Below are 12,697 nucleotides of genomic sequence, written 5' to 3'. Positions count from 1 at the left end.
GTCGGCCGGGCAAGACGTAGTCGCCGCCCGGCATTGACCCGTTAACGGCGAACCGGCGCGTCGCCAGCGACATAATACGTCGCGGTGCTGCGCGGCAGCGGCTGGCGGCCACGGATAGCGTCAGCCATCTTCTCGCCAATCATAATGGTGGTGGCGTTGAGGTTGCCGGTGATGATCTGCGGCATGATCGAGGCATCGACCACCCGCAAACCTTGCAGACCGTGGACGCGGCCCTCGCCATCGACCACCGCCATCTCGTCGTAACCCATCTTACAGGTCCCGCACGGGTGGAACGCGGTCTCGGCGTGGTTGCGGACAAACTCATCCAGCTCGGCATCGCTCTGGCATTCTATTCCCGGACTGATTTCGCGTCCGCGATATTTGTCCAGCGCCGGCTGGTTCATGATCTCCCGGGTAATGCGGATGGCATCGCGGAACTCCTGCCAGTCCTGCTCATGGGACATATAGTTAAACAGGATCGCCGGGTGGGCGTGCGGATCGCGCGACTTCAGGCGCACGTGGCCGCGGCTGGGCGAACGCATTGAACCGACGTGGCACTGGAAGCCGTGCTCTTTCACCGCGTTGGAGCCATTGTAGTTAATCGCCACCGGCAGGAAGTGGTACTGAATGTTCGGCCAGGCGAACTCTGCGCGACTGCGGATAAAACCGCCCGCTTCGAACTGGTTGCTGGCGCCGATGCCGGTGCCGCCGAACAGCCATTCGGCGCCGATCTTCGGCTGGTTCCACCACTGTAGCGCCGGGTAGAGCGACACCGGCTGTTTGCATTCATATTGCAGATACATCTCCAGATGGTCCTGCAGGTTCTCACCCACGCCGGGCAGATCATGCACCAGCGGGATATCGAACTGCCTGAGCAGCTCGGGGTTACCGACGCCGGAACGCTGCAGGATCTGCGGCGAGGCAATCGCCCCGGCGCACAGCAGCACCTCTTTGTTGGCCGTCGCTTTTGACGGGATCGTGCTTTCTCCCTCCAGCCACTCGACGCCCACCGCGCGCTTGCCGGCAAAAATAATGTGATCGGTCAGCGCATGGGTGCGGATGGTCAGGTTCGGGCGACCGCGTGCCTGGTCGAGATAGCCGCGGGCAGTGCTGGCGCGACGGCCCTGCGGCGTCACGGTGCGGTCCATCGGGCCAAAGCCTTCCTGCTGGTAGCCATTGAGATCGTCGGTGCGCGGATAGCCCGCCTGCACCCCGGCTTCAACCATCGCCTCGAAGAGGGGATTATTGCCCGGCTTGGGCGTCGTCACGCTCACCGGGCCATCGCCGCCATGATAGTCGTTAGGCCCGATATCGCGGGTTTCCGCTTTCCGATAGTAGGGCAGGCAGTCGAGATAGCTCCAGTGTTCCAGACCCGGCTCTTTGGCCCAGTTGTCCAGATCCATCGCGTTACCGCGAATGTAGCACATGCCGTTAATCAGCGACGAGCCGCCCAGCCCTTTGCCGCGTCCGCACTCCATGCGGCGATGGTTCATGTGTGGCTCAGGTTCGGTTTCGTAGGCCCAGTTGTAGCGCTTGCCCTGCAGCGGATAAGCCAGCGCGGCGGGCATCTGGGTGCGGAAATCGAACCGGTAGTCCGGGCCGCCGGCTTCCAGCAGCAGGACGGTGGTGTTTGGATCTTCAGTCAGTCGTGTTGCCAGAACGTTGCCGGCGGAGCCGGCACCAATAATGATGTAGTCAAATTGCAAAAAAACCTCCCGGTTAAAATATGGACTGGAATTTACCCATCTCAACCTGGATGGACTTCACCTGGGTGTAACTCTGCAGCGTCATCACGCCGTTCTCGCGGCCAATGCCGGAGTGCTTGTAGCCGCCAACCGGCATTTCCGCCGGGGATTCCCCCCAGCTGTTGATCCAGCAGATGCCGGCTTCCAACTGGTGGATAATTCGGTGAGCGCGGTTGAGGCTGGGCGTCACCACGCCGGCGGCGAGGCCGTATTCGGTGGCGTTGGCGCGGCGAATGACCTCCGCTTCGTCGGCATAGCAGAGGATCGACATCACCGGGCCGAAGATCTCTTCGCGCACGATGGTCATCTCATCGCTACAGTCGGTAAACACCGTCGGGGCGACCCACGCGCCGTTATCGAAACCGTCGCCTTTGAGCGCCTCGCCGCCGCACAGCAGGCGGGCGCCTTCGCGTTTGCCGCTCTCGATATAGCGCAGAACGTTGTCGCGATGGGGGAAGCTGACCAGCGGGCCGAAGTTGGTATCGTCGGCAAACAGATCGCCGGGGCGGATGCGGGCCACCCGCTCGAGGATCTTGTGCTCGAATTCCGCCTTCCGTTGCGCCGGGACAAACACCCGGGTGCCGTTGGTGCACACCTGGCCGGAGCTGTAAAAGTTGGCCATCATGGCGATATCGGCGGCGAGGTCGAGGTCGGCATCGTCGGCGATAATCAGTGGCGATTTGCCGCCCAGCTCCATGGTGACCTCTTTCAGCGACGAGGCTGCGGAGTTGGCCATCACTTTTTTGCCGCTGGCGACACCGCCGGTGAAGGAAATTTTGGCGATGCCCGGATGCTCGGTCAGATACTGGCCGGTTTCCGCGCCGATCCCTGGCAGGACGTTAAACACCCCGTCCGGCAGGCCCGCTTCGCTGTAAATTTCCGCCAGCTTGAGGGCGGTCAGCGGGGTGACTTCGCTCGGTTTGAAAATCATCGCATTGCCAGCGGCCAGCGCTGGCGCCGATTTCCACAGCGCGATCTGGATCGGGTAGTTCCACGCGCCGATCCCGGCCACCACCCCCAGCGGTTCGCGACGGGTGTAGACGAAGGAACTGTCGCGCAGCGGGATCTGGCTGCCTTCCAGCGCCGGGATCAAGCCAGCGTAATACTCCAGCACGTCGGCGCCGGTGACGATATCGACGGCGGCGGTTTCGCTGAGGGGTTTACCGGTATCCAGCGTCTCCAGCCGCGCCAGCTCGTCGTTGCGCTGGCGCAGAAGGTCGACGGCGCGACGCAGGATGCGCGAGCGTTCCATGGCGGTCATTGCCGCCCAGATTTTTTGCCCACGCTGCGCGCTCTCAACGGCGCGATCCACATCCTCGCGTCCGGCAGCCTGAACGGTCGCCAGCACCTCGCCAGTGGCAGGGTTGATGGTCTCGAAGGTGCGACCGCTGGTGGCCGATGTATAACCACCATTAATATAAAGCTGCTGTTCTGCCATTCGGGACATAACGCCTCCTCGGTTATGGGTTCGGTAAATGCTGACGAATAAAGTGGCTGGTCAGCGACTGCGCCAGCGTCTTATCCAGCGGTTTGCCGCTGAGCGCCGCCCGCAGCCACAGGCCGTCTATCAGCGCCGCCAGCCCGTAGCCGGCCTCCTGCGCCTGCTCGCGCGGCAGCTCGCGGCGGAATTCGTACACCAGGTTCGACAGCAGGCGACGGCTGCTGACCTGCTGTAACCGATAAAGCATCGGCTGGTGCATGCTGCTGGCCCAGAAGGCCAGCCAGGCCTTCATCGCCGGGCTGCTGATCTGCGTCTCATCAAAGTTGCCGCCGACAATCGCCTGCAGGCGCTGGCTGGCGCTGCCGTCTGGCAGAGCGTGCAAACGGTTGAGCACCGCGTCGCGCAGCTGGCTGGTGATGTCGCGCATGGTCGCCTCCAGCAGACCATTTTTGTCTTTGAAATAGTGACTGATGATCCCCGTCGATACACCCGCCCGCCGGGCAATCTGTGCGATGGTCGCGTCGTGCATTCCGACTTCATTTATTGCGTCCAGCGTGGCGTCGATCAGCTGCCTGCGCCGGATCGGCTGCATCCCCAGTTTGGGCATTTTTGCCACTCCATTCATCAGCGTTGGTTAACTATTAAAGCGGTTTTTGATTGGACGTTCAATATAAAATGTGTCTTAATTGTTACGTTATTGAATTTTAATAGTTACAAAAACAGTGGGGATACTGGATGACAGATCTTTCGCAAAACAGAGAAAAGGACAAAATCAATCCGGTGGTTTTTTATACCTCGGCCGGACTGATTTTGTTGTTTTCCCTGATGACGATCTTTTTTCGCGATTTTTCTGCCGAGTGGATTGGGCGCACCCTGGGCTGGGTGTCGAAAACCTTCGGCTGGTACTATCTGCTGGCGGCGACGCTGTATATCGTCTTCGTCGTCTGCATCGCCTGCTCGCGCTTCGGCTCGGTGAAGCTCGGGCCGGAGCAGTCCAAGCCCGAGTTCAGCCTGCTAAGCTGGGCGGCGATGCTGTTTGCCGCCGGGATCGGCATCGATCTGATGTTCTTCTCAGTCGCCGAGCCGGTGACGCAATATATGCAGCCGCCGGAAGGGGCGGGGCAGACCATCGAGGCGGCGCGCCAGGCGATGGTCTGGACGCTGTTTCACTATGGCTTAACCGGCTGGTCGATGTATGCCCTGATGGGCATGGCGCTGGGATACTTTAGCTATCGTTATAATTTGCCACTCACCATCCGCTCGGCGCTGTACCCGATTTTTGGCAAACGGATCAATGGGCCCATCGGCCACAGCGTCGATATTGCGGCGGTGATCGGCACCATCTTCGGCATCGCCACCACCCTCGGTATCGGCGTCGTGCAGCTCAACTACGGTCTGAGCGTGCTGTTCGATATTCCGGACTCGCTGGCGGCGAAAGCGGCCCTGATTGCGCTGTCGGTGATCATCGCCACCATCTCGGTCACCTCCGGGGTGGACAAGGGCATCCGCGTGCTCTCCGAGCTGAACGTCGCCCTCGCGCTGGGGCTGATCCTGTTCGTGCTGTTTATGGGCGATACCTCCTTCCTGCTCAATGCGTTAGTGCTCAACGTCGGCGACTACGTCAATCGCTTTATGGGCATGACGCTGAACAGCTTCGCCTTCGACCGGCCGGTGGAGTGGATGAACAACTGGACGCTCTTTTTCTGGGCGTGGTGGGTGGCCTGGTCGCCATTTGTGGGCCTGTTCCTGGCGCGCATTTCGCGCGGGCGCACCATCCGCCAGTTTGTGATGGGCACCCTGATTATTCCCTTCACCTTTACTCTGCTGTGGCTGTCGGTGTTCGGCAACAGCGCGCTGTATGAGATCATCCACGGCGACGCGGCCTTTGCCGAGGAGGCGATGCTCCACCCGGAGCGCGGCTTCTACAGCCTGCTGGCGCAGTATCCGGCGTTTACCTTCAGCGCCTCGGTGGCGACCATTACCGGTCTGCTGTTCTACGTCACCTCCGCCGACTCCGGCGCGCTGGTGCTGGGGAACTTCACCTCGAAGCTGAAGGACATCAACAGCGACGCCCCGAACTGGCTGCGCATCTTCTGGTCGGTGGCCATCGGTCTGTTGACTCTCGGGATGTTGATGACCAACGGCATCTCGGCGCTGCAGAACACCACGGTGATCATGGGGCTGCCGTTCAGCTTTGTGATTTTCTTCGTGATGGCCGGACTGTATAAATCCCTGAAAGTGGAAGATTACCGCCGGGTCAGCGCTAGTCGCGACACCGCCCCGCGCCCGATGGGCCTCCAGGATCGTCTGAGCTGGAAGAAGCGCCTGTCGCGGCTGATGAATTACCCGGGCACGCGCTATACCAAACAGATGATGGAGACGGTGTGCTACCCGGCGATGGAGGAGGTAGCCCAGGAGCTGCGGCTGCGCGGCGCCGTGGTGGAACTGAAGAGCCTGCCGCCGGAAGAAGGCGAGAACCTGGGCCACCTCGATCTGCTGGTGCACATGGGCGACGAGCAGAACTTTATCTACAAGATCTGGCCGCAGCAGTACTCGGTGCCGGGCTTTACCTATCGGGCGCGCAGCGGGAAATCCACCTATTACCGGCTGGAGACCTTCCTGCTGGAGGGCAGTCAGGGTAACGACCTGATGGACTACAGCAAAGAGCAGGTGATCACCGATATTCTCGACCAGTACGAGCGGCACCTGAACTTTATCCATCTGCATCGGGAAGCGCCGGGGAACAGTGTGATGTTCCCGGATGGCTAATCAGGGGAGCCCCCGTCGGGGAAAGGCTGACGGGGGCGATGGTCGTTACTGGTAGTTAAAGGCGTCCGGATGGTTGTCGAGGCTGCCGCTGAGGGCGGCAAACAGCACGGTTTTGCCATCGATGGACAGGGCATCGCTGACGTTAAGCCAGGTCAGCTTCTCCTGGTCGGTTTTTTCATCGACCACCGAGTACACGCCGGACATCTGTTGGCTTTTCTCGGACCAGATCACCGCGATACGTTCATGGCCGCAGTCGTGGGGTTTGCAGGCGCTTAACACCTGCCAGGATTCGCTGCCCAGCTTCACCGTCTGCGCCGGCGAACCGGTGCCGCCGGTGGTCACCCAGGCGGGCAGCTGATGGCCTTTGACCATCTGGTTAAACGACGCCCGGGTGGCGGCATCGTGAGCCAGACTGTTCAGCGTGACATCGCCTTGCGCCATAACGCTGGCGGAGGCGGCTAAGGCGACGATAACGGTAAGAGCTTTAAACATGTTTCCTCCTGGACTTATTCCGTCCTCATAACAAGCCTCTTTATAGTGAGCGTAGAGAATGATTAATGCAAACTCTGACATATTTTCTGTGAATGATTAGAGGCGGTGCGCGCATGGACGTTACGCTAAGCGATATGCCATGATGCGGATTGATTTATTTTCCAAATATATGCCCTTGGGATAAAGCAGTTAGCGAAGTGGCATAGTTATTCAGGCGATAAAGCATGGCGTATGTGAATCATCTACTGACGTTTATTGAGAGTAATCCGGCGCTGGCGGTGGGGTTTAATCTTATTCTGCTGCTGCTCTCCGGCATATTTGCCCATCTTTTATGCAAGTTCTTGCTGATTAAAGTGGTGCGTAAGGTCTTCTTTAGTAGCCACAAACAGGATGTGCCGCTGGAGAAGGATCGACGCATCGCCGAAAAGCTGTCCAATTTCATTCCGGTTATTATCGTCTATTACGTTCTGCAGTTTATGCCGGCGATGCCGGCATCGCTGGTGACGGCGATTAATACCATCTGCGGGATCTTGTTTTTTATTTTTATGTCGGTGTTTTTCAACGAGATGCTGGATATTGTCAACAGCTCCTATCTGCGAAAGACCAAACGTAAAAATCATTCCATTAAGGGCTATATCCAGATAGGCAAAATCTTAGTCCACATTCTCGCGGCGATTATGATCCTCGCCGTGATGTCGAACAAATCGCCGATCATTATTATCTCCAGTCTGGGGGCCGTGGCGGCGGTGCTGATGATCGTGTTCCAGCATACCCTGCTGTCGCTGGTGGCGAACGTTCAGCTGTCGTCCAACGACGTGCTCCAGCTGGGGGACTGGATTGAAATGCCTGACAAGAACCTCAGCGGTGAGGTGACGGATATCGCGCTGCACACCATTACCATCCGCAACTGGGACAATACCATCTCCCGTATCCCGACCAAGAATTTCCTCACCGAGACCTATACCAACTGGCAGGCGATGTTCTCCTCCGGGGCGCGGCGGATCATGCGCAGTATCGCCATCGATCAGCACTCGGTGCGTTTTCTCGACCAGGAGATGCTCTCCTCGATGCTGACCATCCGCGGGGTGAGTGAGCCTCTGGCGACGCTGCTCGACGGCCGGGATCCCGGCGGCGTAGCGGACCGCTGGTTTGTCGATAACGGGCTAACCAACCTGACCCTGTTTCGCCACTATCTGATGCACTATCTCGCCGAGCGGCCGGATATTATTAAGGAGATGTACATTGTGGCGAGAACGCTGAAACCGTCGCCCTCGGGCATCCCGCTGGAGATTTACTGCTTCACCACCTCAACGCTATGGAAAGACTACGAAAACACCCAGTCGGCGATATTTGAGTACATCACCGCGGTGGCCGGGCAGTTCTCCCTGCGCCTCTATCAGTATCCCGCTGGCCACGATTTCTGGCGTCTCTCCCAGGAGCATGCCGCCCGGACAGGCCTGCCGCCGTCGGCCGAAGGCTAAGCGCTGATCTGCTGGCGCCAGAGGGCGATCTCTTCCTCCAGCCAGGCGATGAACCGGGCGACTTCCGGACGGTTCTCCGCCGGCGGGGAGACGGTTAGCCAGTAGTGCCAGGGGTAGGGGACGGTGATGGCGGTAAGCTGCACCAGCTCGCCGCGGGCTATCGCTCCCGCCACCAGGGAGCGCCGCTCCAGCGCCACGCCAGCCCCCAGGCGAACCGCCTCCAGCACCAGATTGGAGTCGTTCAGGCGCAGGCCCGCGGGGACGATCGCCTTTTCCAGCCCCGCCTGGCTGCACCAGGCGTTCCAGGACTCCATGGAAAAAATAATATCGCTGGCGGCGATCGCCTGCGGAGTGGTCGGCAGGTTGCCGCCGCGATAGTGCGGCGCGGCCACCACCAGCTGTTCATCGGCAAACAGATGCCGGCTTTCCATCCCCTCCCAGTCGCCTTGCCCCATGCGAATGGCCAGATCGACACCCTCCTGCTGCAGGTTAACCACCGCCAGGCTGGTCAGCAGGCGCACCGCGATCTGCGGATGCCGCGCCTGAAAGCGCGCCAGCCGCGGCAGCAGCCAGTGGCAGCCAAAGGAGGGGAGCGTCGCCAGGGTCACTTCCAGGGTGCGGGGTTTGATCTGCACCATGCGCGTGGCGTCGGCGATGTGCTGTAACGCCTCGCGGATTTGCAGGGCATAGAGCCGGCCTTCTTCCGTGATGCGCACTCCGCGACCGTGGCGGATAAAGAGCGTGACGCCGACCAGGGCTTCCAGCTGTTTGATGTGCTGGCTGACCGCCGAATGGGTCACGCTCATCTCGCGGGCGGCCTGCGTTACGCTGCCCAGGCGCGCCACCGCCTCAAAGCTGCGCAGGCTGGCGACCGGGGGAAAATCTGCCATGGTGATCTCTCTGTCAGTGAGTCGATACGTTAACGTTACTACCGGGTTAGCGGGTTTTAACGCCGCCGCGAACAGGCTGAAAAGGGGCAAAATGCTGCCTCAGTCGGTATAGCACAAGGGGAACAGGAGGGCTACCGCGAATCCCAATCTGTTAGTTTGACTAACCATTTCGGTAAGTATCCGGTGATATTCGCGGCCTCGGTTTTCCAGTAAGGTAAAGCCGCAACCCCTTTATCGCAGGCAGGAGTGACGATGAAACTCATTGGTATGATGGATTCACCTTATGTAAGACGCGTGGCGGTTTCTCTGGCGCTCTATGGCGTGGAATTCGAGAGCCTGCCGCTCTCGGTCTTTAGCGGCTTTGACGAATTTTCCCGTATTAATCCGGTGGTTAAGGCGCCGACTGTGGTGCTCGATGACGGGACGCAGCTGATGGACTCCACGCTGATCCTCCATTATTTCGAAACGACCAATCCGGCCGGGCACCGGCTGCTTCCCGCGCACCCTGACGCGCTGGCCCGCGATCTGCACCTGCTGGGGGTGATCCTCGCCGCCAGTGAAAAAGCGGTCCAGCACGTTTATGAGCACCGTCTGCGGCCGGAAGAGAAGCAGCATCAGCCGTGGATAGCCCGGGTGACCGGCCAACTGCTCGCCGCCTGTCGGGAGTGGGACGCCCGGCTGGCAGACCGCGCTGTCGCCGCGCAGCCGGACCAGGTGATGGTCACTAGCACGGTGGTCTGGTCCTTTATCCAGTTGATGATCCCGGCGGTGGTGTCGGCCGCGGCGTTTCCGCATATCCGCGCCCTGGCGGAGAAAGGAGAGGCGCTGCCGGCGTTTCAACAGTATCCGCTGGTTTAACGGCAGGGGGGCGTTGGATTGCAGCCGGACGAAGACGTTATCGCCCGGCTGGGTTGCGCTCAGCGTCTTGCCAGCGTCACCGCGTGTTGCCAGCACTGCCATCGCTGCACAAGCCGATGATGCCGGAGCAGGTCTGGTGCATAAGTAATGTGTTCTGGCAAAAAGGGCTGAAGCTCTGCCACCGTCAGCTTGTGCAACGCTTTACGCGCCAGCAGTGCCGCACCGGTCGCTGACAGCTCGGCCACATCGCTGCGCATCACCGGACACCCCAGCAGGTCGGCCTGGTACTGCATTAACCAGTCGTTTTTGGTGGGGCCCCCATCCACCAGCAGCGTGTTGAGCGTAAAGCCATGATGGGCACGCATCGCAGTGATTACATCGGCAATCTGGTAGGTAATTGACTCGAGCGCGGCACGAATGAGATGGGCCCGCTTCACGCCCCGGCTTAATCCATGGATCAAACCGCGGGCCTTATCGTCCCACCAGGGGGCGCCCATGCCGGTGAGCGCCGGGACAAAAAAGACGCCTAAGGTGGAATCTACCGAACGAGGCAGCGCATTCAGCGCCTGGGCCAGTTCGGCGGGAGAGCGTTCGCTCAATCCGGTACTGTCGGCCATCCACGCCACCGCATCGCCGGTATGGGGGATGTTCCCCTCGAGTGCGTAGACCAGCTTTTCTCCGTCATGCCAGGCCACCGTGGTGGCGAGATTGCTGACGTGACACGCCACCGAATCGACGGGCGCCATCACCGAGGTCCCTGTACCGTAAGTGGCTTTAACACAACCGGCGGCGCCCAGACCGTGGGCGAAAAGGGCGGCATGTGAATCGCCAATCATCGCCATTACCGGGATCCCATCGGGGAGGGTGGCTAAACCCGCGGTGTAACCAAACAGGCCGCTCGAAGGTTTAATCGCCGGGAGTGCTGCACGCGGAATGCCAAACAGGGCGAGCATATCGGTATCCCAGTCCGCTGTTTGCAAACTCATGAGCTGTGTACGAGACGCGTTGGCGTAATCACAACAAAAATGCTGGCCTTGCGTCAGGTGCCAGAGTAGCCAGCTATCCACCGTACCGAGGCAAATCTCGCCATCTTTCGCCCGCTTCAGGCCATCCGGAGTGTGGTCCAGCAGCCAGCGCATTTTCGAGGCGGAAAAGAGCGGGGCGACTGGCAGGCCGGTTACCGCCTTGATCTGCGGCTCATGACCTTGTTCACGCAGCATGTGGCAAAATGCGGCAGTACGTGCACATTGCCAGCTCAGGGCGGGCGCTATAGCCTCGCCCGTTTCCCGATACCAGCCCACGACGGTTTCGCGCTGGTTGCTGATCGCCAGGGCCGCCACACGCTCCGCGCCAACGGCAGCCACTGTGCGAGAAATCACCTCCAGCGACGCGGCAAGTAGAAGCTCCGCTGACTGTTCTACCCACCCCTCCTGCGGCGTAGCGATCTCAAGCGCGCGGGAAAATTGCGCAATTACCCGCCCGTGACTGTCGAAGGCAACGGCTTTGGCATTGGTTGTGCCCTCATCGAGGGCAATAATAATATCCTTGTTTACCGACATAGCGGCCTCCGGCCTTACTGGTGGAGATAGGTCGACACGCCCAGGTAGCGCGTAAATGCCTCGTGCAAAATTGCGGCACTGGCAGAATGGTTCATCGCGACATGGTGCTCAAAGCCGTTGCGGCAGATCCACGACAGCAGATTTTCCAGGTGGGGAACCTGAATGACCGCCCGACAGCCTACCGTATCGAGGGGATCGTCAACTGACTGACCTTCTCCGACGTAGGCCTTGATTTCGCCAGTCAGGTCGTCAGTGCTGAGGCGAAAATAGGTCAGCGCGCCGCTTTTCATGCGACCATGCACGGCACCGCAGGTGTTTTCTTTGCCGACGGTGGTGCCGATGATATCGGCCGTTCCCATGTGCGGCGACTCAAGGCTGGCCGAGGCAAAGTTCCCACAATGGAACAGCACACATTTATCGCGATCGTCGCCGAAGTTATTGTTCCAGTCCGCGATCGAGGCGGGGCTCAGGTTGCTGCTGGCGAGCGCGTACATGGAGAGCGCGCCCATGACATCGACCTCACAGGCGCTTGGCATCAGTTGTCCGGACATCACGCTCATGATGGAGCAGACGTTAATCCCCAGATTTTCCTGCAGCGAGGTCCAGCACTGAATTGCGGTGGTGTCGATGTCGTTGGCAACAATCCACTCGCTCAGGACCACAAACAGTTTCGCCATGGTGATCAGTTTATCTTCCGGAATACCGCTGGCGTCGGCATTATCGATCAGCAGGCGGCGCTTCTCATCTACACGAATATCGTCATCACGCAAGGCTTTAATCCGGGTAAATACCTCTGAGAGATCTAACGTTTCCACTGCGATGCCTAAACGTTCGAGCAGTTTTTCACTGTAGCGAACGGTGTTAAAGCCCGCTGGACGGGCGCCAATCGCGCCAACGCGCACGCCGCGCATACTGTTCACCACGCGACATATCTGCGTGAAGCGCCGGAGATCCTGCTCAAACACCTCGCCGCTGAGCGCGCAAACGTGCTGGGTGGTCAGCGTAAACGGGATACCGTACTGGCGCAGGTTGTTGCAAAGGGAAATTTTGCCGCAAAAGCTATCGCGGCGCGTCGACAACCCCATTTTATCCAGATTATCCTCTTCGGCCTGAATAAGCACCGGGACGTTGAGACCGGAGAGGCGCAACGTTTCGGCGATGGCTTTTTCATCACCAAAGTTGGGTAACAGCACCACGACACCGTGAATATTGTCGCGGTGGCTGCGGAACAGCTCGGCGCAAATTTTGGCATCCTGCCGGGTTTCCACGCCACCCAGTTCCGTCTGGGATGGATCAAGCATAATAGTGTTAATCCCAAGGCGGCTAAACAGCGCTACCGCCTGTTCGCGCGCTTCGGCGACCAGATAGCTGGGGAAAAATCCCCGGTTGCCAATAATGACGCCCATGGTGAGTTGTTGAGGAATACGGGACATTGCGTTCTCTCCAGTAAGATGTTCTTGTT

Annotated in this window: 10 protein-coding genes; 3 read left to right on the top strand and 7 right to left on the bottom strand. The window is 59.6% G+C overall.

Translation table 11 applies throughout. The features are described 5' to 3' along the window. Nucleotides 1-41 precede the first annotated feature (41 nt). Genes betA through betI form a run of 3 tightly spaced genes read right to left on the bottom strand, consistent with a single transcriptional unit; the run spans nt 42 to nt 3,793 of the window. Nucleotides 42-1,706: a choline dehydrogenase gene (betA, locus tag LGL98_RS18400; protein WP_136033250.1), complete on the bottom strand. Its 1,665-nt coding sequence runs from the start codon at nt 1,704-1,706 to the stop codon at nt 42-44. Between the two features lie 13 nt (nt 1,707-1,719). Next, a complete protein-coding gene (gene betB, locus LGL98_RS18395; RefSeq protein WP_136033249.1) occupies nt 1,720-3,192 on the bottom strand; it encodes a betaine-aldehyde dehydrogenase in 1,473 nt (490 codons plus the stop codon). 13 nt (nt 3,193-3,205) lie between these two features. Next, nucleotides 3,206-3,793 (bottom strand): transcriptional regulator BetI, encoded by a 588-nt coding sequence (gene betI / locus LGL98_RS18390; RefSeq protein WP_136033247.1) that lies wholly within the window; start codon nt 3,791-3,793, stop codon nt 3,206-3,208. Nucleotides 3,794-3,921: 128 nt separating this feature from the next. Here betI and betT point away from each other — a divergent pair, with 128 nt between their 5' ends. Next, nucleotides 3,922-5,955: a choline BCCT transporter BetT gene (betT, locus tag LGL98_RS18385; protein ID WP_136033245.1), complete on the top strand. Its 2,034-nt coding sequence runs from the start codon at nt 3,922-3,924 to the stop codon at nt 5,953-5,955. A gap of 45 nt (nt 5,956-6,000) precedes the next feature. Here betT and ivy read toward each other — a convergent pair whose 3' ends face one another. After that, the gene (gene ivy, locus LGL98_RS18380) at nt 6,001-6,447 is read right to left on the bottom strand and encodes an Ivy family C-type lysozyme inhibitor (protein ID WP_208431240.1); all 447 of its coding nucleotides are present in this window, start codon (nt 6,445-6,447) and stop codon (nt 6,001-6,003) included. Nucleotides 6,448-6,671: 224 nt separating this feature from the next. Between ivy and LGL98_RS18370 the strand changes: the two genes are divergently transcribed. Further along, entirely contained in the window at nt 6,672-7,928 is a 1,257-nt protein-coding gene (locus tag LGL98_RS18370; protein WP_004147504.1) for a mechanosensitive ion channel family protein, read from the top strand. On the opposite strand, the gene LGL98_RS18365 is transcribed toward LGL98_RS18370, so the two are convergent. Then, a complete protein-coding gene (locus LGL98_RS18365; RefSeq protein WP_136033240.1) occupies nt 7,925-8,818 on the bottom strand; it encodes a LysR substrate-binding domain-containing protein in 894 nt (297 codons plus the stop codon). The genes LGL98_RS18370 and LGL98_RS18365 overlap by 4 nt on opposite strands. A gap of 252 nt (nt 8,819-9,070) precedes the next feature. On the opposite strand from LGL98_RS18365, the gene LGL98_RS18360 reads away from it, so the two are divergent. Continuing rightward, nucleotides 9,071-9,676, top strand: coding sequence for a glutathione S-transferase family protein (locus LGL98_RS18360; RefSeq protein ID WP_136033239.1), 606 nt, complete (start codon nt 9,071-9,073; stop codon nt 9,674-9,676). Between the two features lie 59 nt (nt 9,677-9,735). On the opposite strand, the gene LGL98_RS18355 is transcribed toward LGL98_RS18360, so the two are convergent. Next, complete coding sequence (locus LGL98_RS18355) at nt 9,736-11,235, bottom strand: FGGY family carbohydrate kinase (protein WP_136033237.1); 1,500 nt, start codon at nt 11,233-11,235, stop codon at nt 9,736-9,738. A gap of 14 nt (nt 11,236-11,249) precedes the next feature. After that, nucleotides 11,250-12,668, bottom strand: a complete 1,419-nt coding sequence (locus LGL98_RS18350) for an L-fucose/L-arabinose isomerase family protein (protein ID WP_136033235.1) — start codon at nt 12,666-12,668, stop codon at nt 11,250-11,252. Between the last annotated feature and the right edge of the window lie 29 nt (nt 12,669-12,697).

It is taken from the genome of Klebsiella africana (assembly GCF_020526085.1).
In the GTDB taxonomy this organism is placed as follows: Bacteria; Pseudomonadota; Gammaproteobacteria; order Enterobacterales; family Enterobacteriaceae; genus Klebsiella; species Klebsiella africana.
The sequence above is the reverse complement of the archived record's forward strand: the minus strand, read 5'-3'. Positions and strand labels throughout refer to the sequence as shown.